Origin of the sequence: Brevibacillus sp. 1238 (genome assembly GCF_029892995.1) — a bacterium.
GTDB lineage: Bacteria > Bacillota > Bacilli > Brevibacillales > Brevibacillaceae > Brevibacillus > Brevibacillus parabrevis.
In genome coordinates this window covers 1-26,103 of the sequence record NZ_JARXWC010000022.1, presented here as the reverse complement: position 1 = coordinate 26,103, position 26,103 = coordinate 1, and the positions used below count along the sequence as shown (strand labels likewise).

Genomic DNA, 26,103 nt, shown 5'->3' with positions numbered 1-26,103 from the left:
ATGTCGAATAGTGTAAAAGGAGTCTGTACTTTACTGATAAAGATGACAGGCAGCAAAATGGTTGGTGTCCACTTCTTGCCACACAGGCTTTTTCTGGGCGCAAACCTCTGTCGCGACAGGGCAACGCGTACGGAACACACAGCCGCTGGGCGGATTGATCGGACTGGGCACGTCGCCTTCGATAATCTTCCGCTCGCGGTTTTTCTCCAGGTCTGGATCGGGAACAGGAATAGCCGACAGCAACGCCTGCGTATACGGATGCTTGGGAGACTCATACAACTTTTCGCTGGTACTCATTTCTACCATGTTGCCCAGGTACATCACACCGATCCTGTCGCTGATATGTTTAACCATGGCAAGATCGTGGGCGATAAACAAATACGTCAAGTTTTGCTCCCGCTGCAAATTTTTCATCAAATTCACAACCTGTGCCTGAACCGATACATCGAGGGCCGAAATCGGCTCATCTGCGATAACGAACTTCGGATTGACGGCAAGTGCGCGGGCAATCCCGATCCGCTGGCGCTGCCCGCCGCTGAACTCATGCGGAAAACGGTTCGCATGCTCCTTTTGCAGGCCCACCATCTCCAGCAGCTCGACTACCCGCTTCATCCGCTCTTTCCCCTTGTAAAGCCCGTTCAATTGCAGACCTTCTCCGATAATTTCGGCGATATTCATCCGCGGATTCAGCGACGCGTACGGGTCCTGAAAAATCATCTGAATGTTTTTCGTAATCTTGCCTCGATCGGCAGCAGAAGCTTTGTGCACGTTCAGCCCGTCAAACAGCACCTCGCCGGAGGTCGGTTGATACAAGCCGATAATCGTACGGCCAGTCGTTGATTTTCCGCAGCCAGATTCGCCTACCAGTCCAAACGTCTCCCCTTCGTAAATGTCAAAGGAGACGTCGTCAGCCGCCTTCAGTGAGAGCCCTTTGCCAAGCGCAAAGGTTTTTGTCAGGTTTCTTACCTGGACCAGCTTTTTTCTTTCCATCTGGCTACTCCTCCCCGTTATCCTTTTACCAGTATCGTCTGGAGATCGCATGTTCCTTTTTCAGCTTGTAGCTGTCGAGCTTGACGATCTCGATGGCGCTTCGGGAATCCGGTGAATGGATCATTTCCCCGTTGCCGATATAAATGCCGACGTGATGGACTCTGCCTCTTCCTTCTTCATAGGCAAAAAACAGCAGGTCACCCGGAAGCAAATCGGCTTTTTCAATCAATTCCCCGGCTCTGGCCTGATCAGAAGCATCGCGCGGAATTTGAATGCCGACAGAGCGGTGCATATTGTAGGCAAAGCCGGAGCAGTCATATCCATATGACGACATGCCGCCCCACAAATAATGCAGATCGAGGAAGCGCTTGCCCGACTCCACAATGGCCTCGCCGCGATTTCCGGTCAGTTCGATCGGCTCGTTTGCCCGCACAATGGCGACATCCGCTTTTGGCAAAAGAGCTTCGCCGTTCGGCACTGCTACTTTCACCCACTCGGAACCGTCTTCTACGAGCGGCAGCTTCGTCAAGAAAGCAAGCTCGATCCCCGGCTCCTGCTCTGTGGAATGCAAATGGGTAAACGCCGCTGTAACCATCGCCAAATTTTGTCCATCCTGCACAGCAAAGGCGGCAGACCACGGCCTGAGCTGGCGCGATGGCACCCAACCGGGATAGCCCGTTTCGTTTTTGCTGGTCGTCTGGTCAGGAATCAAAATGTGCGCCCAATCGCCCTGCTCTTCCACTACTTCTACGCGAGTGCCGAACAAAACTTGCGTCTGGATCGCGTTGTTGTCATAAAAGCCGAGCTTTTCCTCAACGGTCAGCGAATCAAGCCAACCGCGCGCATCAACCGGAACAGCGAGAGCAGCCTGGTCGATGTCACGGGGAGATTCGGGCTTCGTCCATACAGTTGCGACGGACACGGAGACGATTGCTGGTTTCATTTTCACTCTTCCCCTTCCCACAAACGGATCGAACGAATGCCCAGCCCCGGCGCATCCGGCATCGTCATCACACGGCCATCGTAAGTCACAGCACCATCGATGCCATCATGCAGAAGCATGAGCGGTGCGTCGAAGTCAAAGCGGGTAATATTTTTCTTGCTGGCTGCAAAATGCGCTGCCGCCGAAACAGCCAACCGCGATTCGATCATGCTGCCAACCATGCATGGAATACCGTGTTCTTCGGCCAATTGGTTGATCAATTGCGCTTTGAAAATGCCGCCCGCCTTCATCAGCTTGATGTTAATCATGTCAGCTGCCCGGTTTTGCAAAACTTGCAACGCCTGCGCCGGCGAAAATACACTTTCGTCAGCCATGATCGGCGTATCCACCGAATCCGTAACCCGCTTCAAGCCTTCCAGATCGTGAGCTTTTACAGGCTGTTCAATCAGTTCGATGCCAAGCCCCATGTCCTCCATTTTGCGAATGGATTGAACCGCTTCTTTCACATTCCATCCCTGGTTGGCATCAAGACGAATTTTCACCTGATTGCCCACGGATTTGCGAATCTCCTGGATGCGCAAAATATCATCCTCGATGTTGTCCTTACCCACCTTGATTTTCAAAACGTTAAAGCCTTGGTTCAAATAAGCAGCCGCATCTTCGCCCATCTCTTTTGGCGAATTGACGCTGACGGTATAGTCCGTTTCCAACTGGTCGCGATAGCCTCCGAGAAACTGGTACAGCGGCATTCCCGCCCGTTGGGAAATCAAATCGTACAGCGCAATATCAACTGCTGCCTTCGCGCTTGTATTCCCTACCATCGATTGATGCAAAGTTTGAAATACTCGTTCGTAAGCAAGCAAATTCAGACCGATCAATTGCGGCTTCATCGTGTTCATGATGGCAGATTCGATGCTTTCGATGCTGTCGCCGGTAATGACGACAGTAGCAGAAGCCTCTCCCCACCCTACCATTCCGTTGTCGCAAGTGATTTTCACCAAGACAGATTCCAGACTGTTCACCGTGCGCAAAGCTGTTTTAAAAGGCTTTTTCAAAGGTACAGAGATTCTCTTCACTTCGATGGCTTGAATAATCATGTTTTCCTCCATCTTTTCTAGCACGCATGCTTGCTTTATCTATTTTTTTGTTGAATCAAACTAAATTATAGCATTATTAAAACATTCGGCAAAAAAGGGGGAGAGTCATTTCATCCGCCTGAAATGACTTCTCCCGGCAAGCATGTTTTACTTCACGACTGCTTTTCGCAAATCGGTATAGCTGAGCGACGAGCTTTGGATTCCGCTGACTTTGTCGCTGGTGAGCAGCGATGTGTTGTAGAAGTACAGCGGCGCTACTGGCGCTTCGTTCAGCAAGATTTTCTCGGCGTCGTGCAGCATTTGCAAACGTTTGGCATCGTCTGGCTCTTTGTACGCACCTTCAATCAGCTTGTCGTATTCAGGATTGCCCCATCCAGTGCGGTTGCTGCCGTTCTTCGACTGGAAGATGTCCAGGAAGTTGATCGCATCTCCAAAGTCAGGCAACCAGGAGGAACGGGCAATTTGATATTGCAGCTGTTTTTGCATATCGGTCAAAACTTTTCCTTCTACTTTTTGCAGCTTCACATCTACGCCCAGATTTTGCTTCCACATTTCTTGCGCTGCTTGAGCTGTTTTTTCGTTGGCTGTTCCGCTGCGGTAAGTGAGCGTTACTTCTGGCAGCTGAGTATAGCCTTTTTCCTTCATGCCTTGCTCCAGCAGCTTTTTCGCTTCAGCGGCATCGAACTTCACCAAGTCTCCGCCCACTTGACGGAAATCGCCCGAACCGTTGGCGTCTGGCAAGCCGAAGGAAACGAATCCGGTTCCCGGTTTTTGCTGGCGCATCAACACGAGGTCTACCAATGTTTGACGATCAATTGCCAGGCTGAACGCTTTGCGAATGTTGACGTTGTCAAACGGCTCTTTTGTCACGTTGAAACGGTAGAACTCTGTGCCTGCGCCATCTTTTACGTATACTTTGCCATCTTTGAACAACTGGTCAGCCATATCCGCCGGAACGGTTGTGGTTCTGTGCAGCTCTTCATTCGTGAACATTTGGTACTCGGTATTTTCATCATCGATCATTTTCCAGACAGCGCCCGGCAACGTTACGTTTGCCGCATCCCAGTAGTTCTCGCTTTTCATCATTTTCAATTCGCTGTCATGCTTCCACTCGGTCAGCTTGAACGGCCCGTTGCCCACAAAAGTGCTCGCTTCGGCAGCCCATTTTGGATCTTTTTCCACTGTCGCCTTGTGAACCGGGAAGAACGCCGGGTTAGAAGCGAGAAGCAATGTCCAGGAAGCTGGCTGTGCCAAAACAACTTCCAGTGTCTTATCATCCAACGCTTTTACTTTCACACCGTCTACAGGACCTTTTCCGCTGTTGTACGCTTCGGCCCCTTCGATAATGAAAGCGAGGAAGGCAGCTGGAGATGCCAGCGCCGGGTCGAGCATGCGTTTCCAGGCGTATTCAAAGTCTTGCGCCTTTACCGGCTCGCCGTTGCTCCATTTGTTATCGCGCAAGGTGAATGTATACGTCTTGCCATCCTCGGAAACTTTCCACTCGGAAGCTGCGGCAGGCTGAGGCTTCTGGTTCTCATCCAGTCGCGTCAAACCTTCCATCAAGTTGTTCAAAATGTTGTAGGATGGCTCGTCAAAGCCGACTGGCGGGTCGAGCGAGGTAGGCTCCTTGATGTTGTTCAAAAGCAAAAGCTTGGCTGCCTGATCTCCCAGTGCAGGAGTCTGCTGGTTGTTGGTCGCCGGTGGTGCCGATTCATTGTTCGCTGGCGCTTGACCCGAACTACACCCGGTTACGAACATGGAAACAGCAAGCGAAGCGGAAAGCAAAATAGTCGATAGTTTTTTCACTGTTTCTTCCCCCTTATGATTTTTTTATATGTCGTAAAAGGATAGCGCCGATAGACGACACCCTCTTTTACACCAGATGACCAACTCTTTTGCCCATGCACCCATGCCTGTAGCCTTGCCCGCTAGGTTCCTGTAGGAGCCTGCATGGCGGCCAGCATTTTTTTCGCTCGCGGATCTTGCAGCCAACAGGATACCGAGTGCTTGCCGTGGACATTCGACTCGGCTGGCTGATAATTCCGGCAAACTTCCAGCGCATAGTCGCAACGAGCAGCAAACGCACAACCGAGCGGCGGCGCAAACAAATCGGGCGGCGTTCCTGGAATTGGGCTGAGCGGTATGGAGCGATCCGCGTCCAGCCGCGGCATGGAAGCAAGCAGTCCTTTTGTGTACGGATGCTGTGGATTGTAGAAAATATCTTGCACAGGTCCAGACTCGACCACTTTTCCCGCGTACATGACGTTGACTCGATCCGCGATTTTGGCGACTACGCCCAGATCATGCGTAATGATGATGATAGATACACCTGTTTTTTGCTGAATGCTTTTGAACAGGTCAATGATTTGCGCCTGGATGGTCACGTCGAGCGCGGTCGTAGGCTCATCCGCAATGAGAATAGAAGGTCTACAGACAAGCGCTATGGCAATCATGATCCGCTGGCGCATCCCGCCGCTGAATTGATGCAGGTACTGCTTCAGACGGCTTTCCGGGTTGGCGATCCCCACCAGCGTCAAAATCTCGACAGCTTGCCGCCGCGCTTCGCTCTTGCCGACTTTTTGATGGCGAATGATTCCTTCCATGATCTGCTCGCCGATGGAAATGGTCGGATTGAGCGAGGTCATCGCATCCTGAAAGATCATGGAGATTTCTTTTCCGCGTATCTCGCGCATTTCTTTTTCCGGCAGCTTTGCCAAATCTTTGCCTTTGAACATGACGCTGCCACCAGCAATTTTTCCGATATGCTCCGGTATCAGCCGCATGATGCTCTTGGCCGTAACGCTTTTGCCACAGCCAGACTCTCCGACGATGGCAAGCGTCTCCCCTTTGTTCATGGAAAAGCTCACATCACGAACCGCATTCACTTCCCCGCCGTGCGTCTTGAACGTGACACGCAGACCGCTTACCTCCAGCAATTTTTCCGTTTTGTCCATGCCGTCTACCTCCTTGCCTTAGGATCGAACGCATCGCGCAATCCATCACCGAGCACGTTGAACGCAAGCATCGTCAATGAAATGAAGAAAGCCGGGAAAAAGAGCCTCCACCAATGCCCTGACAAAATCGTCGAGAGTCCGTCATTGGCCATCACGCCCCAACTCGCCATCGGAGCCTGCACGCCCAAGCCGAGAAAGCTGAGGAACGCTTCCCCAAAGATCGCGGATGGGACAGACAAAGTGACATAGACAATAATGATGCCTATTGTATTCGGCAAAAGGTGTTTGCGAATGATGTAAAAAGGCTTCGCTCCCATCGTTTTTGCCGCCAGCACATACTCCGAGTTTTTCATCTGAAGCACCTGACCGCGCACGGTACGGGCCATCCCGATCCAGCCAGTCGCGCTCAAAGCGATGATAATCGTGCCAAGCCCAGGTCCCATAACGACCATCAGCAAAATAACGACCAACAAATAGGGCAATCCATACAGGATATCGACGAAGCGCATCATGATGTTATCGACCCGGCCACCCATATACCCAGCGATACCGCCATACAAGACACCGATAAAAAAGTCGATCAGTGCTGCCATGAAACCAACGAACAAGGAAATGCGCGCCCCGTACCATACGCGGGTGAACACATCGCGCCCGAAATCGTCCGTACCAAACCAGTACGTCCCAGATGGCGCTTTATTTTTCATGATTATCGATTGCTTGGAGTATTCATGTCCTGAAATCATCGGACCGATCGTTGCCATAACCCCGAGAACAATAATGATGACGAGTCCCATCAACGCAAGCTTGTTCCCTTTCAGTCTCTGCCAGGCTCCCTGCCAAAATGTCAATTGAGGTCGCACAATCGCTTCCGAATTGAGGTTGTCTTTGCGCATTGGAATAAACAAGTCGTCAGAAACGATCATCCTTCGCTCTCCTTTCGATGCAGCTTGATTCGCGGATCAATAATGCCGTACAAAACATCGACGACGAACATCAAGAAAATCAAGAGGGCGCTGTAGAACACAGTAGTTCCCATGATCACGGAATAGTCGCGGTTGATGATGCCCGCCACGAAATACTTGCCCATGCCGGGAATGGCAAAGATTTTTTCAATGACAAAGCTCCCCGTCAAAACATTGGCGATCAGCGCCCCCAGCAAGGTGACGACAGGCAAAATGGCGTTGCGCAATGCATGCTTGATCACGATTGTCGCAGGCTTTAATCCTTTTGCTTTGGCCGTCTCGATATACTCCTGCGTCAATACCTCCAACATGTTCGTACGCGTCAGGCGGGCAATAATCGCAATCGGGCCAAACGCCAGCGCCAATGCCGGCATAACTACGTGCTGCCAGCTGCCCCAGGTCGCTGTCGGGAGAAGCTTCCACTCCACCGCCAAATACTTGATCAGCAAAGGCGCAACTACGAAGCTCGGTATGGATATCCCGAGAACCGCAATGATCATCGCTGCGTAATCGATCAAACGGTTGTGGCGCAATGCGGCAATCACGCCCAGCCCTACTCCTGAAATAATCGCAAAGAGAACAGCAATCAGTCCGAGTTGAAACGAAACCGGAAAACCGCGAGCAATCATTTTGTTGACGGTATCCGCACTGTTCGCAGTAGATGGCCCCAAATCAAATTGCACCAGCTTTTGCAAATACAGACCGTATTGGACAAAGAGCGGCTTATCCAAGTTGTAGTAAGCGTTGAGATTTTGCGCCACGGTCTCGTTCAGCGCTTTTCCCTCTTTTTCAAAAGGAGATCCGGGCACAGCATGCATCAGAAAAAAAGTAACGGTAATAATGAGCCACAACGTAACGATCATGGAGATGAATCTGCGGAAGACAAAAGATAGCAAGGAATCTCCTCCTTTAATCAAAAATCCGTCAAAAAGCTTGATGGGCAAAAAGCTCGTTCGCATCCCGGTCGGAAAAATGTCTTTCCTTTCCGTATAAGCAAAAAACCCAGCAAATGCGCGATTATCATGGCATTTGCTGGGTTTTACTTACGTGTATGCCGTGCATACGAATAAATAAAGCAGCTTGTGTGTATTCAATTCACTTGGTGACTTCTGCTTTACTTCTCGTGGAAACAGCTTGTTTGTACTTCTTCTGTGCATCCTTGAAGGCAGCAATCAATGTCTTTTGCGAAGATCCAAAATATCGATAGCGAATTTCTTCCCCAATCGCCTCCGACGCAAAGATGGAATGACCGATAAAAATGGATCGGGCAAAATCAGACGTCAGCTGCACCGTAGACGAACAAGCCGCATCTACGATTTTGTCGTTGGTAGTGTCAACGACAAGCCCAATAAAGAAGGCGCTGAACTGCTGCGTAATCGGATTGTTGGACGAAGATTGCGCGTCACCTACGATATAAATGGTATCCTTATCAAACAAGTGGAAAACCCCGCTTTTACTATGCTTAACGGGCCGGCCATGCGGGACGTTTGGAGTGCTACCTCCTTACAATCGCAAGCTGGCTAAGCACTTTCTTACATAGTACCAGACAAATTCGCAATTTGTAAATAAGTCTGACTAATCTTTCGTTTGTTTGGTGGATATGTTCGTATAATGCACCCAGACTGAAAATCGGAGGTTATTTTTTACCTTTAATAAATTTCTATTTTGTTAAAATTTTACTTCTTCGACAGAAACGACGGGAAAAGCATGCCCTGGAAGCATTGGCAAGAATGGCTTTTCATCCACATAAGCCACCATGATATGCGACGGTCCAATCATCGTTTTCGGAGCCATTTGCAAACGATCTCCGCGTTCGGTCACGACCGTGATCAGCAGTTGCCCGCCACCCTGCCGGACAGCCCCGGGAGTTGCACTCACTGGCACGAGGCTTTCTCCGTTGTATTGCAGCAACAGATGCAAGTCCTGCCGCCAGTTACGAAAATCAACGTAATGACGCACAAAATGAATCGGAGCGTTCGTCACGCTTTGCTCCCCTGGAACATATGTTTTTTGCTGCCGCGCATAACCGCCATTTTCGCTCATCCTGCGATCAAACCGCTGCATTGCCTCTTCTTCGACAAGATCGATTACACCCTCTGTCTTGAGTACCGGGTCAACAGCAAACGTTGCGTGGTGATTCGCCAACTCCAAAAGCATTTTGACCTCTGTTTTTTTCTGCATGGCCAAATCCGCATCGACAACATATGTACCCATCAGCAAAAAAAGCAGGATTGCTGATATAGATAAAAGATTGATGCCCGTACAATTATCCTCCTACGTTGTTATTTTCTTTTTTCATTAACTTCTTTAGCTTTTTTTTGTGTGGATGATTATGACTTGGACTACGTGCCCTAGCCCGTTACAAATCGTAATCCATGACGTTAATCGTCCCTTGACGTGTGACCTGTAAAGTATCGGCAGGCACGGGAATCCATGACGTAAAACCAGGATATGGAATGGTCAAGACCAGAGAAAACTCGTCTGCATGGCTCCATAAGACAGGATCGGTCGAATGAGTGCGCGTGACACGAACAGACATCTCCTGTTCCGACAAGGAGAACCGCTTTTCCACAAGCTCCCGTGATATAATCGATCGCACTTCTTCCTGAAGCGCTCCTTCATTGCTTCCTCCATGATTGCTAATGTACTTCACCGCCGCAGCACTGACTTCCATCAATTCATTTTCCGTCTGCACGACAACATGAGTCTGCAACAACCCAATCGTCACCAGCAACAGCAGCATGATATTGAGAATAACCGCAACAAACTGTCCCATCAGGTCGCACCAAATCTCGTCACTTGCACAAGCAAGTCACCGAAAAACTGTTGGCAAGCAGACATGATATTGCCTGGCCCTGTAAAAAGCACTCCAACCGTCAAAGGCAAGACGAGAACAAGCAACACCAACATACTGATCATTTTGTTCATGCGACTACCACCCCGGGTCAAAATATTCGGAGGGACGGCTTCCTGTAAACGAAAAAGCTGTATCTCCTTCTACAAATGCATTCAACCACTTTGCCACGGTTGACGGAGTAACTTTCATAGCGAGTGTGACAGACTCTTTTCTCTCTTTGCGTGCCCGCTCTCCTTCCCCTCGCGGCCAACTGCCCGCAAACACATCGGTAGAAACGTCCCAGCCAAGTCCAGCCATTTTATTGGTATAATAGTCGGTCAACGCTTGATTGAGGTAGCCGATATCCTGCATATCGTCAAGCACATCTGCATAAATACTGCGCGCAATGGCTCTCTCCATTGCGTACAAATGATACGCTCCCACGCCGGAAATCACGAAAAGCAGCGTTATCATACATACGAGAAATACTTTAGCTTTGACCATCTCTTCCGAGGCGACCGTTTTTCTTTTAATGAAAGATAAACGTCGTAGCTCGATACACCCTTTCCTGTTGTGTCTCATGTAGCTGCTCTTCTGGATGCAGATTCCAGATGAACGCGCACAGACTCCCTACCATGACAATAATGACGAGAAAGACATGATGGTGCAGCATCAGTTGGACGTATATGCCGTGCCGTTTTGCATCTTGAAGTTGATGTTTTCATTTCGCGTATCGTAATTAAGCGAGGTAATGGAACGGTTGATGCTTTCGGCAGAATCATTGGCAGCGGGCGACAATTCGTTTCCGTAAGAGCTGACGCCAATCCCCAAAACCATCACGCATGCAAGAAAGATAAAAAACATTTTTGACATAATTGCACTCTCCTTTTCTCTTCTAGAAATGAAATGATCAAGGTATCGCTTTATCGATCCACTGGACAGCTCGATCGCGCAATCCGCCGTCTTGAACGACCGCTGAATTAATCTGCGAGAGGCTCGACACAATGATTCCCAAAGTGAATACGATGCACATGATAATGGACAGCAGCTTGGTCAAACATTTAGCCTCCCTCTAGAGCAAATACTTGCTTAAAATTTCCGTAAGCAGCTTGTACCAGGGAAACATCGCGACTAACAGCCCCATGTAAAAAGCCGGATAGACGATAACACTGTAGCCGATACCGAGCGATTTGATTTTTTTGCGATGGCGAAACATTCTGCGCTGATCAACAGCCCACTCCATTCGCTGCATCGTCACACTGACTTGTCCGGCGCTTAGTTGCTCAATAGTGCGCATGCTTGAGACGAGTATAATTCCATCGTCGACCCCTAATCGGCGTTTGAAGTTTTCCAGCGCTTCATCAGGGTCTTTATTCCACTCGGACAATGTCGGTATATACTCTTTCAACTTCCGGGTAGGTCTTGCGGCTTTCACCATGGCATTGTAGATAGGCACCTGATTCTCCAGCAACGTCACATAACGGTTGATGAATCGTGCAATATCGGTACTCAGCATATCCTCGCGATTCCCCGCCCACATTTTCAACGCCAGATATGGGAACAAGTAGCCACAACCTGAAGCAATACAAATCGATAAAAAGGGGAATGACTCTACGCGGCAGACAATGACCCATACAAGCACCATCATGCAGACAGCGCTCCCGCATACTAATTGTGCAAACAACCACTCTGCTTTTCCCCAGCCAAATGGCCTGCCCGCGCGATTCAACAGTTGCTCCCAGTCATCGTCTTCCTTGGACGCTACCGTGCTCTCCCACCTTCGCCACCACTTTGCAGAGATGAATAGCGCTGGTTTTGTGCCTTGCACCAAATACTTTCCAACGAAAAACGCTGCAAGGAACATAAAAATGGAGCCTGACCCCAACCATGTGTACATGACAAGCAGCTGCATTATCGGTATCGCCTCCCCCATATGAATGCTAGCAGGATCGAGAACGACCAAACTGTTACCGCAAGCGCTAAAATAGATTGTCCATCAAGCGTGTAAAAATAGAGCCTGTACGAATCTTTCAGCAAGCTTTGGTTGTATGGAATCAGGCAGATACAAATGGCAATAACGATGATCAAACTAATCCATATGGAGTAAATTTCACTGTCCCGCTCGTGCTTCTCGTCCTGTTGAACGAACATTTCATTCGTCAATCGATTGAGCGGAATTTGTATATCCTCTGTCTCTCCTTCTAATCCACTGGATATATACATAGCAAAATCAAATGCCCACGGATGACTCAGTCTTTGTGCAAAACGTTCTATCGCCAAGATGGGATCGCCCCCATCTGCGAGATTGTTATTCAGCAGGAGTAACTCCGGCAACAGTTCTTTGGGGCATTCTTCGATCATCTCCCGGAATGTCAGAACAATATTTTTACGGCTGTTGTAATAGCGGGCAAAAAGCTCGACAAATCGGCAAAAGGATTTTATTTTCTTATTGATTCGCACTGTATAGCGAGCGTACAGCAACAGCGTAGGCATCAACAGAAACAAGAGAAACAAAGATAAAGAGACAATCAGATTGCCCAACAAAATACCCGACATAAAGCCTGCAACACTGCCAATCAAGGAAAGTACAAGATGAGCCTCTGGCGTTCCCCCACCGATTTGACACCAGCGGTCATACCGCTCATACAACAACCGCCTGGTTGCGTGTTGCATAAATTTTTCTCTCCAGACTGCAACCGTACGCGGGAATAAAACCCGGGGAGTAGTCCAAGTGTGATAAAAATAGTTGCCCATAAACATAAATCCAACAAACAGGCAGACGACCATCGGCACAAGCAGCAAATATGTCATAGCATCCTGCCCATATCTGTCAGACGTAGTTCCTTCAATACTCCCAAATCCGCTTTTCCTACGCAGCACATGTACTCGACCAAATGAGGGTTCAGTTGTCTTCCTGTCCATTCGTAGACACCCGTATGTACATTGCGGCTGACCAAAGGGATTGATTCTACACGATTGAAAGTGTCGTTCCAATCAGTGGCGTGAATAGCATCAATGAAGCGATGACCGTTATTCCGGTAGGTAAGTGAATTTACAAAATTAACGGCTCTGCTAATCCGCTCTTGCGTCAACTCGATACTGCGACCACCGTATTGATACACTAGGTCAGTCAAGTCATGCAAAGCTTTATGAGGAAAACGTTCATGCATCGCTGCAATCGTCGCATCTGTGCCCCTAATTCCCGCATTAACAAAGTGGTAGGCTTCTATCGGCTCTCGTATTTCTCCAATTAAAATCGTGTTGGCTGTGGACCGATACATGTCTTTAAAGCAGCTACCCAAATCAATGCCGATCTCCTCGACGTTTTGCAGTTCAATTACTTCTCCTGGCCATATATCAGCGAACCGCATCTCATGCTCACTTTCGAAAATAGTGATGTACTCTGTAGACGGATCTTTCAGCTTCAACATGCACATCATCAAGGTCGTTTTTCCAGCAGCCATCGGACCAATAACGAGAACGTTTGCCCTCCCCCGTACTTGCTGTTCGAGCAGCCATTGCACAGGTTCATCAAAGGTGGGTTGAGACTGCAAGCGTAGCTGCTCAAGTGAGAAGGAAGGAGTTGTAAAGCGTCTTACAAGAATGGTAGGCACTCTGGAGTAAGGAAAAGTAAACATGGTCAGGCGTGCTTGCAAAGCTTGGAGATACCCGCTTAAACGAGGTTTTTTCTCGTTAAATGACAGCCCTGCGGCATTCGTCAATTTTTGTTGGAGCATCTCAACTTCTTTCCAGGTAGGTGTGTAGGAAAGGAATTTTTTGACCCCTTGCTCCAGATATGCGACTTTTCGATTGGCAGATATTCGCACCTCTTCTACCCACGGCGACAGATGCAGAACGGCATCCAAGATTCCCCAGCCGTAAGTTGCAAATACAAGACCTTCGTATCCATTGACATGCGGCACAATTTCTTCAACAATCGGCCGTTTGACTACTTCTTCAAAATAATGCTGCAATCGTAAAATAATATGGTTATGGCTATCACGATCTCCTTGTTCGGCCAGAGAAAGAATATGTTGCATTTCCAGCTTCTCTTCACGAGTTTTGCCAAAATGATTTAAGTAATCCCGGGCTGCTTGCTTAATATCCTCTATGCTGTGCAGACTCTGCGTCCCCCTGTTTAATTCGATCGCGCTCATCAGTTGTACACCGCACTTTTTTCAATGTGGTCAGCCTTTGCCAGTTCTTTGAGGCTGCTTACGTACGATTTCGGAGGAAACAGCTCTTCAATGAGCACGCTGCGGCTCCGCTGGGATTGCATCAGCCTGCTTGAAGATATGTGAGGAACTACGCCGTAGACCGGGATATCCTCCCCGATTCGAAATGGCTGACCAGGCTCTTGATGACTCAACAACACCTCGCAATGCACTCCTTTTTCTCTCCATTGTTTCAGCCACTCTTTTGCGTTCTCAATACTGAAAGGGTCTGCGCGTACAAATAACAGATTCCGATCAGCCGTATAAAGCAGCCGCTGCATGGCTTCCGACTCTGGAAAGCAATAGCCCCAATCGACATAAACGTAGTCGAATTGCACACGAAACGCCGCAATCATGTTGCTTACCTCAGCACTCCTCCATCTGCTGGCGGCATGAGCGTAGTACAAGTTGGGCAAATGAACGCTTTGCTTGCAAGCCGTGCGCCAGTTGCGCCTTTTCGCTGTTTGCAGATCCATCAAGTCTGGTCGAAACAAAGACAGCTGATGCTGTTGAAGCTTGAAAAAGCGGGTTAAGTCCGGCTTCTCGGTATTCATGTCCAGAACAGCAATGCTTTTCGTCGGGTTTTGTCTGGCTAGCAAAATCGGATAATTGATGCAAAACGTAGTGATCCCAGAAGCCCCAAAACTCATTAAAGCGAATACTTGCCCTGACCTTGCCTGATCCTCATTTTTCTGCCTTTCATTCATAAAACCTAAAATCATGCTGATATTATCCCGAATCTCTTCCTGTGAAAGCTGAGCAGAAAGGAGATACACCCTTTCAAGTCCAAGCTCCTCCGAGACTTTAGCAATGATTGCTTCATCCCGGTACAACGGAACGATGATTAGCGGGGAATCGGCAGGAAGCATGGTTCTCACGGATAGAAGCCATTCCCAGGATGGACTCGTAAACATTTCGGAAAAAACCACTGTTGCATCTGGCTGATAAAGACGAGCGAGGCGAGGAAATTCCTCTGCTGATTCAGCCACCAATAACTCACTTGATGTTGGCATGTACGTTTTGGCTAACGACTTCATTGGATAACAAACCAATATTTTCATGATGCTTGCTCCTTTGAAACCATAATATGTCCAACCTGAAGCATGCCGTATGTCATTGCTTCATTCAGAATCACGTACTCTTGATCCGTCAAATTAAATCCTAGAAAGGCAGGCAGTGATGTAGGCTGTACGCGATAGTCGTAGTATCTTTTTTCATTGGCAGGCTGAGTCTTTTTCCCCGCTCCATGAAATACGGCGTCCATCTGATCCGGAGAGGGAAGCAAGTTTGGCTTCAAAGTATAGATTTCGGAACCATTGCTATCCCTCACGCTGGCTAATTGGCTTTCGAAAAGGAGGTCTGCAGTATCATTGGTCTTTTTGAATTGGGCCGGTTCAGGGTAATCCTGTAATTCGGCGAAATTCTTGTATTTGACCCAGATTTTCACACGGTCCCCCTTACGCAGTTCTGTAAGAGGTTGGATAGAAAGCAACGGAAACTCATAACGGGCTTCACCTTTCCCGGGCAAAAGCTGTGAATCAGTCAATTTGTTCGTTAGCAATTGTTCACCTTGATAAATGGTTTGCGTGCTCTTTTTCCCAATCACATCACTCAACGCACGCGCAGATTCAGGTAAAATTTCATCGACTTCTTCTTGTACGAGCACCACATCATTCTCCGTAATCGGCTCAAAAGGGGAAATTTCTTTTCCCGCAGCTACTTTAACAACTGGCGCAAACAGTTTTTCTGTCGCCAGCGCGTCAATATACTGTGTCGCTGCATAAAATGACGAGCCTGCCAGGAGTAATGAAATCAGGCATATCACAATCATGGTTTGCTTTTTCATAGCATCCTTCCTTTATGAACATGCATCAGGGATTGAAACTCACTTTCCTCCTCCGGGAAAAGCTCTAGTAAAAAATTGGCTTTTACATGTGCCGCAGCGGCCTTTTCCTGATCAATGAGCGGAACTTGATAGTCTACTTGCGAAGAACTTGTACCCCAGAGGGACAGAGTACCCTCTACTTTTTTCAACACAGTGGTAAGGGCGAGTTGAGCGTTCCATTTGTTGGCGATGATTTTCACTTTGTTTTTTCCAGATAGCCACCAGCCGGGAGCTGATTCGATCAGAAATAACCGAGTGAGACGAGCAATATCCGCGTCTAAAACAACCCAAATTTCATCGGCCAGCTCAAAAATCTGTTTTGCCTCGTTTTTATTCCAATTAGAAGATACATCTATGAAAACAATCGAGCTTTCTTTGTTCAGTCGGAGTATCCAACTGGCTATATCGATTTGAGAAGATTCTGGATGAACATGAGAAGGAATTTCGATCTGGATGCGAAGTTGATTATTTTGCATAAGGATCAATGATGTCGGAGATAAATTCTTGAATGATCGAACCCTGCGTTCGTAATCAAGAGCGAAGTAAAAGTAAGAAGTATGGTTGGGCAGTTCGCAGAGTGTAACGGGTATTCCTTTTGCGGCCCAGGCGTAAGCGACGTTGCCAGCGATAAAACTGGCGCCTGCCTGCGGATATAAACTTGTTACCGCAATACATTTCCGAGTGACCGTCTCTAATGGTTCTGGTACATCGGGTAAAGTCAGTTTTTCTTTGAGCAGCCTCCATTGCCGTTCTTCCTCAGTCGTATTCGTAAAATCCTGCTGTTCCAAATCACGGAACTTGGAGACGAAACGGCTCACTTGGTGAAACATGACTATCCCACCTGGGAATCGTTTGATTTATTTTTTCCCCTGATGTATTTCTCGAATTTCTCTACCATTTCCCTGACAGTGAGTGACTTGCGATGGTAGTAGTAAATTTTTCGCAAACGCTCACGTTCTTGCTGAGTCATTTCCGGCTTAACTTTGGCAGCCAGCTCGATAAGCAGTGCCAATTCTACGTTATTGGGCCTGCCTCTGCGTGGAGGATTGGCAAACAACTCCTGCTGTTTTTTGTCAAAGGCATTCGGGTATTCTAGCAGCCACATATCTACCAATGTCTCGATGTCTTCTTGAGTTCGAACCCCAAGCTTCATCAAGTATTTAAAGTAGTGAGACAATGAGCGCTCCTTCAGCAACCCGCTCCTCCATCTGACGACAAATCCGCTTGGCATGGTCAAAAGCTTGGTTACGTCCCGAATGAGTGCTGTCCGATTTTGTGATTGATACTGAACCACCGCTTCTTTTACCAAGGTGAACAAAATGTCGTGATAGTTAGCGTTGCTATAACCGCTACCGTATTCGACGATATACCATTCCTCTACCGCCTTATCAAAGTCTCTGCGGCAGTTGGTCAATTGCAGTTGATTCAAATGCTCATAAAACTCTTCGAGATCGTAGTGAACCGTAAACTCTTCCTGATAGTCCCCAAAGACATACTTAATAAAAGCTTCTTTCAGTTCTTCCAATGACACCAAACTCAGTCCGTTTGTCTCCTGATAGCAGCGGTTGACCAATTCGATTGCACTCTTTGCCATCACGTTAAATTACCCCCTATTTTTTTACAAATTATTATAATAATAGACATTTTGTAATATCTCTCGTCACTCGTCAAATCTTTTTTGTCACATTTTGTAACAGTATTGTGAATATTTGGATCGCCCTGCACGCAACCGTGCAAGGCGATATCCCGCACTATTCTGCGTTCAGATAAAGCTCTTCACCTGTAGCGAAAAGAAGTGCGATTCTACCTCCTCGCTCCATGACGGCCGGAGCATTCTCCATCACAATCAGCCCGTCATTGAGTACAACTCTGTCCCCAAATCGATGTACCGTCTCGATTCGGAAACTTCCCAGCGAGAGTCTTTCCAGTGAAAGATGCCTGCCGGGCTTGTGCTTCTGATAGCGTACCTGTCGCCCCAGAAGCTGCTCTACGGATGCAGAGCACTTGTGGTGAGCCTCTACTGTTGCCATGCGCAACGCCTCCTTCTCTCACCTGTAGAGTATGGCCGTTTCATGTGCTTATAAGCCAATGAAACTATCTCTACGGTAAAAAAAGACAGAGGGCGTTTGCAAATATTTTTACTCTTCTTCCCAGTAGGAGGGATGACTTAGCTCGGGATACATCTCTGTCACCATATCAAACGGAGAAAAGTACAAGGTATCGACGAGAATTTTCAATTTGTATTGCTTCAAGAGCGAATAAGCCCGCTCTGTCTTGCTAAACAACCTGGGGAGTTCACGCAAATCTGAAAGCTGCAACAGATGTTGGCACATGTAATCGACGCATATTTTGGCCCGCTCCTCGCCTTTCACACTTTGAAAATACGCCGGGGGAAAATGACGCCGGATACCTGATAGCACCTCCTGATAGACCCAAAGCGCACGTTGCTTTTCGGTTAGCCGCGGCAAGTAAGGATAGGCAAATTCGACAAAATAATACACATCCTCCGCTTTGGCTTCGATCGGCGGCTCAATATACTCTCGTATCAAATGCAGCTTCAATTGTTTGATATCTTCCAGGCTCAACTCACGTCTAGCTTGTTCTGGCGTCCATTTCTTCACATTTTCTATGGCGTAACGGACGATTAACTGGACCTTCTGCTTGCGGTACTGCGCATCTTCAAATTCATACGGGGAAAAACGTTTCTGCTCTCCGTTAAGAATGCGTTTGTACCGATCGACGATTTTTGACGGCACTGTCCCCTCACTCCAATCCCCATTTTTGGAATATACTCCTAAATTACCACGGGTGATTGGGACAAAAATAACAGGGATGTCGCCATAAAATGCGCCTTTAGTCATACACTCCCGACTGCGACACTCGTTCTATTTTTACATCGAGCTGCTCCCAAAACGCAGGAATCCTCTGGTCTACCTCCATTTTCAGATGGTAAATGCCTTGGCGGTACAAGTGGGAGCGCTCTCCCTTTTGATGAACGACTGAAATCTCTTCTGCTCTTCTTGCCAATGCTGATTGGTTCATTGTCCATAAAATGGCTGCCTCTTCACGCGCGCCCCTTATTACCCTGGCATTTTCCTGTTCGGCTTCCTCTGTAGTTGCATATAATCTTTTTTCTGATGTGCCGTCAGAATTGGCGTACTCCCACATCCCTGCTGCTCGTGCTCCTTTTGTTATCAGATCAGCAGTATGTTGAACTTTCATTTCCAGATAGTCAGCCTGCTCCGAAAGCAACAGCAGAGCCAACAAACCGCCCAAGCAAAAAAGAAAAAAGAGCATCGTGATCATTGTCGCTCCGTTCTCTTCTCTTGTGATTGTCACAATGCGCCGCCACAAGCCGTTCATTTTTTGTCCTCCGCGTTTTCTATCATCATGTGATAGCTTTCGGACAACTCATACAAAGCTCCGGTAGCAAGCAGACGAAAAGTAATTTTCGCCTCTGATTTGAAATGGTTCCCTTTTTTCCAGCCGCCTTCATCCAGTTCAAGCACAACCTCTTTGTCCGCAACCTCCATCCCTTGATCAAGCTCGGCTGCTCCCCGTTCTCTGGCGTGGTATTTGGCCAAGCCGAAATTCGGTTGCACAGCAGCGATTCTTCCTGCTTCGTACGCGGCTGCCAAAGCCTTTTGCCGGTTGTACAAAATCGTGAATTGATCGAAAGAAAAAACGATCAATAACCAAACCAAAGGGAAGATCAAGACAAACTCAATCAACTGACTGCCTTGTTCGTCGCGCAACCATTGTTTGCACTTGTTTCTCATCAGCTTTCTCCCAGCATACGCATGGCTTGGCGGAGCAAAAATGCGCACAACAAAAACACTGCATACGGGAACGAAAATCCTGAACTCCCCACTTCAGGAAGCCAGAGCTGCCGATGCGCCTTCCATCCCGCTGCCATCACATGGAGGTTCCTTGCAAGACGGGACCAACTGCGCGGGAAAAATAAAACACTCAACAGACATATACCCATCGATTGCAGAAAAAGCGTGTACACATCCATCCAGCTTGTCCATGCACCCAAAGCCATCAACAGCTTTTGATCGCCCATCCCCATGCCCTTTGCAGCAACAGGGAAAACCGTCAACACGAATGCTCCCAGTACGCCCATCGTTGCTGTCCATAGCGAGCCGATGTGCCACTGGTAGCATAGCCCCAGCAAAACTGCCGATAACGTGACTGCATTAGGAATCCGTCGATACTTCCAGTCATACCAAGCCGACGTAACCAGCAAACCTGTTAAAATCACATGGATCATTTGCTGATCTTTTCTTGCAGTTCCTTCAGTTTGGCGTCCTCCGCTTCCCCCAATGAAGCCAGCGTCGGGATGATCAAGATGAGAATTACCGCCACGATGATGACCATTTCCACAATCGTTACACCGTCTTCCTCGCGCCAAAAGCGCCGCAAATAGTCAGAGACAAATGACATCTCTTTCCCTCCTTTTTCAGATCGTATTTTCACTTTGCCAAAAGACAGTGCAGGGGTGCAAAAATATTTACAAACGCTCTCCGATGCCCATAAGCGCCGGGCCGATTACCAGAAATAGCAAAGGAACGCCCATGAACACAATCACAAGCGGGAGAAGGCGAATATTCAAGCGATTCATGTGAGCGGCAGCTTCATCTTCCTGCTGTCTTACCTGTTCTTCAATTTGCACAGACAACATGTGTGAGATGCTAACTCCTTTGCTTATTGCTTCGTTCATCTCCAAAGCGATCGTACTCAAGGAATCGACCTCCCAGCGAAACGCCAGCTCTTCCAACGCCTTTCTCCACGATCCGTGCCGCTTTTCTGCGACCTCAAGCCAGGAAAGCTCCTTGCCAAGCCTGGCATTGAAACGACGTGCTGTCTGTTTTACCGCGCTTTGCAATGGCATGCCTGCCTCAACCAACGATTGGACAATGCCAAAAAAGATCGGCACTTGCTCGCGAATTTCGGCTTTGGCCCGTTTGTCTGCCCAATCAAGAGCCAATGTAGGCAGCAAATAAAGCCCTAAGCTAAGGATCAATGGATACCCCGTTTTTACTCCGAGCATCTCTCCTCCTGCCAGCTTCAATAGCAGGCTGAAAAGCGAAGAGGCGACCAGGCATACGCCGATCAGCCTCATGATTACCAACTCCGCCAAACTCATTTGCATGTGGAGCCTCAATAAGATTTCTTCCGTTTTTACAGGCTGTATGCCTGTCCAGCTGCATAATCGATGCAAAAGTGGGACGTTTCGCTCTAGCATGCGTACCAAAGCCCAGCGAGCTTGTCGCCGTTCAAAAGCTTGATCAAGCTCCGCCTGTTGCTCAATTTCAATTCGACTGAACAAGGTGGAAAAAAAGGAGTCTCCCTTGCTTACGCAAGCAGGGAGTCCGTAGAGGAACACTGCCAATCCAAGCAATAGCCCAATCAGAAGCACACTTCTTCATCCCCCTCTGTGTATGCTTTTGTGCGCGATGTAGCGAATGGCTTCTCCCCCCAACAAAATACTCGCCAGGCACACCCACATGAGCAAACGGCCGCCAAGTGTCGCTGTCAGCGAATCAAAATGATGCGGATTGTTTGCGAAAAGTGCCACGATAAAGACAAAGGGCATTACACTCAAAAGGTTCACTTGCGCTACAATTTGCGCCATGGCTGCTTTTTGCCGACGAAATGACTGTCTGCGGCGCAAGATGGCCGAAGCCGCCAAATCAAGTGTCTTCGCCATGTCTCCACCCATTTCTCGCTGAATTTGTACGATAGTAGCCAAATAGTTGACATCAGCCGAGCCTGTTCGCTGGGAAAAGTCATTCATGACATGCTCAAGCGGCACCTGTGCGCGAAGCAGCTCCACAATTCTCTTGTACTCTGTTGTAATGCTCCCTTCCAAAAAAGGACTTGCAACCACCTGCTCAAAAGCGTGCAAATACGATGGCGACGTCCGCAATGAGCTTGCCATCAAGCGAATGGCTTTTATATTCCCCGCCTCAAATTTGTCTCGACGCTTTGCTCCCCAAACACTAACCACTCGCTCTGTAAACAAAATACCAGCAAACAACGCAGGCGCGGCCAGCCACCATGATTGCAAGATTTGGCTGCTAAAAACAAAAGACACGGCCCCGAAGAAAAAGCACAGGGTCACATACTGGTTCACTCCCAAACCCGAGTGTGATTTCGCCAGGCGCTCCTCTAAGCGATTCCATACCGTTTTTCTGTCTTGCTGAAGTACGCCCACAATCGCATGCTTGCCCGATCTTCCCCGCGTGTAAAGCTTCGGCGGAATCACGAGCAACAATATCGCTACACCGATTCCCGTAGCGACAGGCAGGCTGATGTCTCCCAACGTCAGTCCCTCCTAGACGGATATTGGCGTTGTAAAAAATACCTGCTCGATCTCTTCGCGTGACATCCCCTTTTCCAGCCACCGCTTGATCATCCGTTCCGGCCGATAACCTGTCCATTTGAAGTGTCCTTTGACTTTTCCGTCATGTACACCCATCGGCTCGAATACAAAAATATCTTGCAAATACACTCTGTCCGGCAAAACCTGTTTTACGTTGCAGGCCTTTTTGATCCACTCTTCATGGGATTGGCCTGTTCCGACAACTTCTGTTATCGCAACCACTTTGCGACTCCCATCTTCGTCAAACCGCTTTACCTGAACGATCAAGTCCAGTGCCGAGCCAATCATCAGATTGCGTTCTTGGGCACTGTACACTTCATCAGCCTTGCCAAACAAAATCGGCAATGTAGAATCAACCAAGGCACGTGGTGAATTTGCATGAGCTGTGCTCCAGCTTCCCGGGTGATCGGTGTTCATCGCCCATAGCATGTCGACAATTTCTCCGCCACGCGTCTCGCCTACCATAATGACATCCGGCCGTTTGCGCAATGACAAGCGAACACAATCCTTGATAGAGAATCCTCCTTTTCCTTCGTAGTTAGCCGGCTTTGCCAGCAACCTTCTCACAAACGGATGCTGGAGTCTCATCTCCAAAACATCCTCGATCGTAATGATGCTCAAATGAGCAGGAACGTATTGAGAAATAAGGTTCAACATATGCGTTTTGCCTGAGCCGGTTCCGCCGCTGACAATCCCGGATGCTCTGGACAGGCCGACAGCTCTTTGCAAAAACAACAGCATCGGCTCACAAATCGATCCGTACCGCAAATAGTCGCTTTCGCTCAGCAGCTCTCGATGCTTGCGAATGGTCAGCGTGTGTCCATCCGGCGTAATCGATCGGTGCGTGGCAGCCACCCGCGAGCCGTCAGGAAGCTGTGTATGCAGCTCTGCTTTTGTTTCATTGAACTCGCGCCCCATTGTCGCAGCCATTTGCTCCAGCAAGTGCAGCATTTCTTCTTCGCTTCGAAACAGGATTGCATCGTTTTTTTCCAGTCGTCCCGTACTTTTCCGCTCAACTACCAGGTAATTATGGCGATGGAACATAATCTCCGTAATATCTTGGTCCTCTAATAGTTCATCAAGTGCTCCCCACCCCGTCAAGGAATGCAGCAAGCGTTTGACCTCCGTCTCCAACTGAATGGACGACAGCGGCATTTGCGACTCTAACAGCATTCTGATGTCAGCTGTCAGCTCTTCTTTGAAGGTAGCCGAATGTTTGTCCTCCCATAGACGCCTCCCGTGTTTCTCCACGATTTGAGTACGAATAAATGTCTCTGCCTCGCTGCCAATCCAACGCTCTTGTGAACGTTCTAGGGAAGCTGGACTTTCTAATTGCTTTTCAAAAAAGGCAGCGGATGAACTGGAATGATCACGCCCCATCGGCCGCGACTCTTGGCTTTTTTGTACGTGATTGGATATGCCAAGCAACTGTCGTTTATCGAACATTTCGCCCTCCTATCCCCACAGCCAGCGAAAAAGTGACGCTTTTTCATTCTTTTTCTCTTTTGCAGCAGGTGTTTTGGCTACTTCATCAACTGGAAACAATGCTTTCCCCAACGTTTCAATCGCATCTCTGGCTGCACTTCGCCCTGTTTGCAGCATGACTGGCACTCCTGTGTTAATGGACTTTTTGACTTCGCTGTCGTCAGGGATCGAAAAGATTTTTTTGCTTGGGTGAAGCTGAAAGTAAGCTCTGATTTCCTCCAACGTAAACATTTCTTTTCGCTGGAGACGATTCATGCACACTTGAATGCGCTCTTCGGGATACTCTGCTTCTCTGAGAAGTTTTAACAAGCGCTGAATATTTTCAATAGAGTCTACCACCGGATTTCCCACCATCACGACATGCTCGGCAAAAAACAGCGCCTGAATGGTAGCATCAGTCGTATCAGGAGCGGTATCAATCAAGATGACATCGTAGTTGCTGCGCTTGAGTGTCTCCAAAATGAGATACAAATGATAGTCGCGGATTTCAAAGCTGTAGCGTATATCTCTGGGGGAAGTGAGCACATCAAGGCCAGACTCCGAATGAACGACGGTATACCGTTCAATCTGTTGTGGTAATAGCGGCAATGATGAGGCAAGTTCTTGCCATTCTTCTGGTTTGATTGAATATGTGTCGAGCCCTTTGCTCTCTGCGTAAGCATGAAGCTGGCGGTCAAGGTCTTGTACCCACGTATACAAGTTCGGTGTTCGTGGGAGGTTTAGTGTGGTCGCAAATGTCCCTAGGTCGAGATTGAAATCAACTGCCAACACTTTCAAAGGTTGACCTTCCCTTTTTTGTGTGGAAAAGAAGATAGCCAATTCGCGGGAAATAAACGTTTTTCCCACTCCACCTTTTGGGCCGTACACGGTAATAAGATGCTTCGGCTTTACGCGAGGATTTTGCTCGGATCCTGCCAATCCTTTCCAGTGTCGCTCGGAGTCAGGCAGATCGCGTACGTTATCGTGATGCTCTGATAAAATATTGTGTTGCAGTTGTGGCTGCCTGGAATCGGCAGTTGCTGCGATCTGGCCCTGAGCCATCATCGCTAGAGCTTCTACTTGTCCCAGTTGTATCGGTTTTGCAATCACCCAAATACCGAGATTGCGAAAAAACGGTTCCCACATCAGCTCACTTGCTGTGCACGCCGCGATAAAAGACAAATGCGGGAAAGCAAGACGAAACTGCTGACTCAATATGCCTCTTTCCGTATCTTTAATTCCGCCCAGTAGAACAAGCTCTGGCCGGGTCGCGTGAAGTTTTGCCCATGCTTCCTCTACGCTGGACGCTTCGCCGCATACTTCGATCAGATGACTGCACGCAAGCTGACTGATTAAAGAGCGAGTTGCTTCGCGATCATCGTCTACAATCAGCAATCGTCTTTTCACTCACGTTCCCCCTTTTCCAACGCCCATCGTTTTTTTGTTCGCATGAGCTCAGCTGCAAATCCTGCATCTCCTATTCCTGACTGCTGATCGTCCATGATTCCAGCCAGTCCCAACCTGATCTTGCCGTAATGCAATGCGTGTGTTAATAAAATGGCTTCCTCTCTTCCAAGAGACACGGTGACCGCTTGCAGCTTCGGTTGATCTCCCTCCATTTCACGCTGAACAGCTAAAATCGGCATATTTTGCAGGAGAATACCGGAGTGCGCCCCTGCTTCGTCTTCGAAAGAAGCATAGACATGCACTCTTTCTCCTGTCGAAATGTGTGGCGAGACACCTGCCACATTATCAACAGGAATGCTCATCCCTGTTCTTACATCTTTCGGCGAAGCCTCCTTTCCTGTCTGATCAACCAGCTCCAAATCACCCAGCAGCAAAGGACGGCCGCCCTTTACCGAGCGTGAAAAAGGTAACCCGATCAACCGCTGGCCCTCTGTCCATGGAATCAACCCTGGTATGGGATCAGAAGTTTTTTGAAAAAGTCCGCCCAATGTCAAGGTGAGCGGCTCCACATCTTTTGCTTCCAGCAGTTGTCCACTCTCTTTTTCTACAGTTGATCGCAACTGTAGAAAGGTTATTTCATGCGGTTTCAAAATCGTGTAGGCACCGATCCCCATGCATGATGCCAATAGCAACAGAGCCAATAACCGCAGTGGATGCACAGACATTTTCTCCCTCCTCTCAATCCTGCTACAAGCGTAAAGGAGGGAACTGGGACAAAAAAAGAAACAACAAAAAAACCGTGTAGATTACCTACACGGTTTTCTCATACAAAAAAGCTGCATTCTCCATTACTCGCAAAAGTAATCGGGAATACAGCTTTTCTGCTTGTTCCTTCAAAACTGAATACGCATGATTGCTAAGCATGTGTGGATAAGTCCTCGACCGATTAGTATTCGTCAGCTC

General features: G+C 48.3%; 32 protein-coding genes. All 32 read right to left on the bottom strand.

Features of this window, described 5'->3' with window-relative positions; translation table 11 throughout:
• Positions 1-30: 30 nt before the first annotated feature.
• Complete coding sequence (locus M2298_RS27435; RefSeq protein ID WP_122966737.1) at positions 31-990, bottom strand: ABC transporter ATP-binding protein; 960 nt, start codon at positions 988-990, stop codon at positions 31-33.
• Between the two features lie 25 nt (positions 991-1,015).
• Positions 1,016-1,933, bottom strand: a complete 918-nt coding sequence (locus M2298_RS27430) for a C40 family peptidase (protein WP_280649332.1) — start codon at positions 1,931-1,933, stop codon at positions 1,016-1,018.
• 2 nt (positions 1,934-1,935) lie between these two features.
• Entirely contained in the window at positions 1,936-3,030 is a 1,095-nt protein-coding gene (locus M2298_RS27425) for a dipeptide epimerase (RefSeq protein ID WP_122966739.1), read from the bottom strand.
• Between the two features lie 147 nt (positions 3,031-3,177).
• Positions 3,178-4,836 carry a peptide ABC transporter substrate-binding protein gene (locus tag M2298_RS27420; protein ID WP_280649331.1) on the bottom strand — a complete coding sequence of 553 codons (1,659 nt, stop codon included), beginning with the start codon at positions 4,834-4,836 and terminating at the stop codon, positions 3,178-3,180.
• Between the two features lie 122 nt (positions 4,837-4,958).
• The gene (locus M2298_RS27415; protein ID WP_122966741.1) at positions 4,959-5,984 is read right to left on the bottom strand and encodes an ABC transporter ATP-binding protein; all 1,026 of its coding nucleotides are present in this window, start codon (positions 5,982-5,984) and stop codon (positions 4,959-4,961) included.
• A gap of 5 nt (positions 5,985-5,989) precedes the next feature.
• Positions 5,990-6,877 (bottom strand): ABC transporter permease, encoded by an 888-nt coding sequence (locus tag M2298_RS27410; protein WP_370641100.1) that lies wholly within the window; start codon positions 6,875-6,877, stop codon positions 5,990-5,992.
• 26 nt (positions 6,878-6,903) lie between these two features.
• Entirely contained in the window at positions 6,904-7,842 is a 939-nt protein-coding gene (locus tag M2298_RS27405) for an ABC transporter permease (RefSeq protein ID WP_063227499.1), read from the bottom strand.
• Positions 7,843-8,041: 199 nt separating this feature from the next.
• The gene (locus M2298_RS27400) at positions 8,042-8,383 is read right to left on the bottom strand and encodes a DUF3870 domain-containing protein (protein WP_063227500.1); all 342 of its coding nucleotides are present in this window, start codon (positions 8,381-8,383) and stop codon (positions 8,042-8,044) included.
• Positions 8,384-8,614: 231 nt separating this feature from the next.
• Positions 8,615-9,127 carry a hypothetical protein gene (locus M2298_RS27395; protein WP_254223494.1) on the bottom strand — a complete coding sequence of 171 codons (513 nt, stop codon included), beginning with the start codon at positions 9,125-9,127 and terminating at the stop codon, positions 8,615-8,617.
• Between the two features lie 178 nt (positions 9,128-9,305).
• Positions 9,306-9,722, bottom strand: coding sequence for a hypothetical protein (locus M2298_RS27390; protein WP_217023429.1), 417 nt, complete (start codon positions 9,720-9,722; stop codon positions 9,306-9,308).
• A complete protein-coding gene (locus tag M2298_RS27385) occupies positions 9,722-9,874 on the bottom strand; it encodes a hypothetical protein (RefSeq protein ID WP_167470395.1) in 153 nt (50 codons plus the stop codon). Before M2298_RS27385 ends, M2298_RS27390 begins: the two co-directional genes overlap by 1 nt.
• A 4-nt stretch (positions 9,875-9,878) precedes the next feature.
• Complete coding sequence (locus M2298_RS27380; RefSeq protein WP_254223497.1) at positions 9,879-10,202, bottom strand: hypothetical protein; 324 nt, start codon at positions 10,200-10,202, stop codon at positions 9,879-9,881.
• Between the two features lie 252 nt (positions 10,203-10,454).
• The gene (locus tag M2298_RS27375) at positions 10,455-10,655 is read right to left on the bottom strand and encodes a hypothetical protein (protein WP_005831465.1); all 201 of its coding nucleotides are present in this window, start codon (positions 10,653-10,655) and stop codon (positions 10,455-10,457) included.
• 37 nt (positions 10,656-10,692) lie between these two features.
• Entirely contained in the window at positions 10,693-10,839 is a 147-nt protein-coding gene (locus M2298_RS27370) for a hypothetical protein (protein ID WP_167470396.1), read from the bottom strand.
• 15 nt (positions 10,840-10,854) lie between these two features.
• A complete protein-coding gene (locus M2298_RS27365) occupies positions 10,855-11,694 on the bottom strand; it encodes a hypothetical protein (protein WP_122966746.1) in 840 nt (279 codons plus the stop codon).
• Complete coding sequence (locus M2298_RS27360; RefSeq protein WP_122966747.1) at positions 11,694-12,593, bottom strand: hypothetical protein; 900 nt, start codon at positions 12,591-12,593, stop codon at positions 11,694-11,696. Before M2298_RS27360 ends, M2298_RS27365 begins: the two co-directional genes overlap by 1 nt.
• Positions 12,590-13,939, bottom strand: coding sequence for an ATPase, T2SS/T4P/T4SS family (locus tag M2298_RS27355; protein ID WP_242773247.1), 1,350 nt, complete (start codon positions 13,937-13,939; stop codon positions 12,590-12,592). The genes M2298_RS27360 and M2298_RS27355 overlap by 4 nt, the downstream gene beginning before the upstream one ends.
• Positions 13,939-15,057 (bottom strand): CpaE/TadZ family protein, encoded by a 1,119-nt coding sequence (locus tag M2298_RS27350; RefSeq protein ID WP_242773250.1) that lies wholly within the window; start codon positions 15,055-15,057, stop codon positions 13,939-13,941. Before M2298_RS27350 ends, M2298_RS27355 begins: the two co-directional genes overlap by 1 nt.
• Complete coding sequence (locus M2298_RS27345) at positions 15,054-15,842, bottom strand: SAF domain-containing protein (protein WP_217023423.1); 789 nt, start codon at positions 15,840-15,842, stop codon at positions 15,054-15,056. Before M2298_RS27345 ends, M2298_RS27350 begins: the two co-directional genes overlap by 4 nt.
• Entirely contained in the window at positions 15,839-16,711 is an 873-nt protein-coding gene (locus M2298_RS27340) for a CpaE/TadZ family protein (RefSeq protein ID WP_242773253.1), read from the bottom strand. The genes M2298_RS27345 and M2298_RS27340 overlap by 4 nt, the downstream gene beginning before the upstream one ends.
• Before the next feature lie 2 nt (positions 16,712-16,713).
• A complete protein-coding gene (locus M2298_RS27335; RefSeq protein WP_233454195.1) occupies positions 16,714-17,475 on the bottom strand; it encodes a hypothetical protein in 762 nt (253 codons plus the stop codon).
• Between the two features lie 157 nt (positions 17,476-17,632).
• Positions 17,633-17,911, bottom strand: coding sequence for a hypothetical protein (locus M2298_RS27330; RefSeq protein WP_122966752.1), 279 nt, complete (start codon positions 17,909-17,911; stop codon positions 17,633-17,635).
• A 108-nt stretch (positions 17,912-18,019) separates the two neighbouring features.
• Entirely contained in the window at positions 18,020-18,637 is a 618-nt protein-coding gene (locus M2298_RS27325) for a DUF4046 domain-containing protein (protein WP_122966753.1), read from the bottom strand.
• 97 nt (positions 18,638-18,734) lie between these two features.
• On the bottom strand, positions 18,735-19,187 hold the full coding sequence (locus M2298_RS27320; protein WP_280649330.1) for a hypothetical protein: 453 nt from the start codon (positions 19,185-19,187) through the stop codon (positions 18,735-18,737).
• A gap of 53 nt (positions 19,188-19,240) precedes the next feature.
• On the bottom strand, positions 19,241-19,660 hold the full coding sequence (locus M2298_RS27315; RefSeq protein ID WP_173598166.1) for a TadE/TadG family type IV pilus assembly protein: 420 nt from the start codon (positions 19,658-19,660) through the stop codon (positions 19,241-19,243).
• Positions 19,660-20,154: an A24 family peptidase gene (locus M2298_RS27310; protein WP_122966756.1), complete on the bottom strand. Its 495-nt coding sequence runs from the start codon at positions 20,152-20,154 to the stop codon at positions 19,660-19,662. The genes M2298_RS27315 and M2298_RS27310 overlap by 1 nt, the downstream gene beginning before the upstream one ends.
• Entirely contained in the window at positions 20,151-20,327 is a 177-nt protein-coding gene (locus M2298_RS27305) for a Flp family type IVb pilin (protein WP_063227516.1), read from the bottom strand. Before M2298_RS27305 ends, M2298_RS27310 begins: the two co-directional genes overlap by 4 nt.
• Positions 20,328-20,394: 67 nt before the next feature.
• A complete protein-coding gene (locus M2298_RS27300; protein WP_280649329.1) occupies positions 20,395-21,036 on the bottom strand; it encodes a type II secretion system F family protein in 642 nt (213 codons plus the stop codon).
• A gap of 273 nt (positions 21,037-21,309) precedes the next feature.
• Complete coding sequence (locus M2298_RS27295; protein ID WP_173598169.1) at positions 21,310-22,209, bottom strand: type II secretion system F family protein; 900 nt, start codon at positions 22,207-22,209, stop codon at positions 21,310-21,312.
• 12 nt (positions 22,210-22,221) lie between these two features.
• Positions 22,222-23,715: a TadA family conjugal transfer-associated ATPase gene (locus tag M2298_RS27290; RefSeq protein ID WP_280649328.1), complete on the bottom strand. Its 1,494-nt coding sequence runs from the start codon at positions 23,713-23,715 to the stop codon at positions 22,222-22,224.
• Positions 23,716-23,724: 9 nt separating this feature from the next.
• Entirely contained in the window at positions 23,725-25,140 is a 1,416-nt protein-coding gene (locus tag M2298_RS27285) for an AAA family ATPase (RefSeq protein WP_280649327.1), read from the bottom strand.
• Positions 25,137-25,865: a Flp pilus assembly protein CpaB gene (gene cpaB / locus M2298_RS27280; protein WP_173598172.1), complete on the bottom strand. Its 729-nt coding sequence runs from the start codon at positions 25,863-25,865 to the stop codon at positions 25,137-25,139. Before cpaB ends, M2298_RS27285 begins: the two co-directional genes overlap by 4 nt.
• Positions 25,866-26,103: the final 238 nt, after the last annotated feature.

Excerpts from the sequence above, each read along its gene's own strand:
- M2298_RS27355 (WP_242773247.1), bottom strand. The coding sequence starts at position 13,939 with ATGAGCGCGATCGAATTAAACAGGGGGACGCAGAGTCTGCACAGCATA.
- M2298_RS27320 (WP_280649330.1), bottom strand. The coding sequence starts at position 19,187 with ATGATCACGATGCTCTTTTTTCTTTTTTGCTTGGGCGGTTTGTTGGCT.
- cpaB (WP_173598172.1), bottom strand. The coding sequence starts at position 25,865 with ATGTCTGTGCATCCACTGCGGTTATTGGCTCTGTTGCTATTGGCATCA.
- M2298_RS27345 (WP_217023423.1), bottom strand. The coding sequence starts at position 15,842 with ATGAAAAAGCAAACCATGATTGTGATATGCCTGATTTCATTACTCCTG.
- M2298_RS27430 (WP_280649332.1), bottom strand. The coding sequence starts at position 1,933 with ATGAAACCAGCAATCGTCTCCGTGTCCGTCGCAACTGTATGGACGAAG.
- M2298_RS27410 (WP_370641100.1), bottom strand. The coding sequence starts at position 6,877 with ATGCGCAAAGACAACCTCAATTCGGAAGCGATTGTGCGACCTCAATTG.
- M2298_RS27380 (WP_254223497.1), bottom strand. The coding sequence starts at position 10,202 with ATGGAGAGAGCCATTGCGCGCAGTATTTATGCAGATGTGCTTGACGAT.
- M2298_RS27335 (WP_233454195.1), bottom strand. The coding sequence starts at position 17,475 with ATGGCAAAGAGTGCAATCGAATTGGTCAACCGCTGCTATCAGGAGACA.
- M2298_RS27310 (WP_122966756.1), bottom strand. The coding sequence starts at position 20,154 with ATGATCCATGTGATTTTAACAGGTTTGCTGGTTACGTCGGCTTGGTAT.
- M2298_RS27415 (WP_122966741.1), bottom strand. The coding sequence starts at position 5,984 with ATGGACAAAACGGAAAAATTGCTGGAGGTAAGCGGTCTGCGTGTCACG.
- M2298_RS27360 (WP_122966747.1), bottom strand. The coding sequence starts at position 12,593 with ATGACATATTTGCTGCTTGTGCCGATGGTCGTCTGCCTGTTTGTTGGA.
- M2298_RS27425 (WP_122966739.1), bottom strand. The coding sequence starts at position 3,030 with ATGATTATTCAAGCCATCGAAGTGAAGAGAATCTCTGTACCTTTGAAA.
- M2298_RS27350 (WP_242773250.1), bottom strand. The coding sequence starts at position 15,057 with ATGAAAATATTGGTTTGTTATCCAATGAAGTCGTTAGCCAAAACGTAC.
- M2298_RS27305 (WP_063227516.1), bottom strand. The coding sequence starts at position 20,327 with ATGTCATTTGTCTCTGACTATTTGCGGCGCTTTTGGCGCGAGGAAGAC.
- M2298_RS27395 (WP_254223494.1), bottom strand. The coding sequence starts at position 9,127 with ATGCAGAAAAAAACAGAGGTCAAAATGCTTTTGGAGTTGGCGAATCAC.
- M2298_RS27375 (WP_005831465.1), bottom strand. The coding sequence starts at position 10,655 with ATGTCAAAAATGTTTTTTATCTTTCTTGCATGCGTGATGGTTTTGGGG.
- M2298_RS27435 (WP_122966737.1), bottom strand. The coding sequence starts at position 990 with ATGGAAAGAAAAAAGCTGGTCCAGGTAAGAAACCTGACAAAAACCTTT.
- M2298_RS27290 (WP_280649328.1), bottom strand. The coding sequence starts at position 23,715 with ATGTTCGATAAACGACAGTTGCTTGGCATATCCAATCACGTACAAAAA.
- M2298_RS27300 (WP_280649329.1), bottom strand. The coding sequence starts at position 21,036 with ATGCAAATGAGTTTGGCGGAGTTGGTAATCATGAGGCTGATCGGCGTA.
- M2298_RS27340 (WP_242773253.1), bottom strand. The coding sequence starts at position 16,711 with ATGTTTCACCAAGTGAGCCGTTTCGTCTCCAAGTTCCGTGATTTGGAA.
- M2298_RS27315 (WP_173598166.1), bottom strand. The coding sequence starts at position 19,660 with ATGAGAAACAAGTGCAAACAATGGTTGCGCGACGAACAAGGCAGTCAG.
- M2298_RS27365 (WP_122966746.1), bottom strand. The coding sequence starts at position 11,694 with ATGCAGCTGCTTGTCATGTACACATGGTTGGGGTCAGGCTCCATTTTT.
- M2298_RS27330 (WP_122966752.1), bottom strand. The coding sequence starts at position 17,911 with ATGGCAACAGTAGAGGCTCACCACAAGTGCTCTGCATCCGTAGAGCAG.
- M2298_RS27385 (WP_167470395.1), bottom strand. The coding sequence starts at position 9,874 with ATGAACAAAATGATCAGTATGTTGGTGTTGCTTGTTCTCGTCTTGCCT.
- M2298_RS27390 (WP_217023429.1), bottom strand. The coding sequence starts at position 9,722 with ATGGGACAGTTTGTTGCGGTTATTCTCAATATCATGCTGCTGTTGCTG.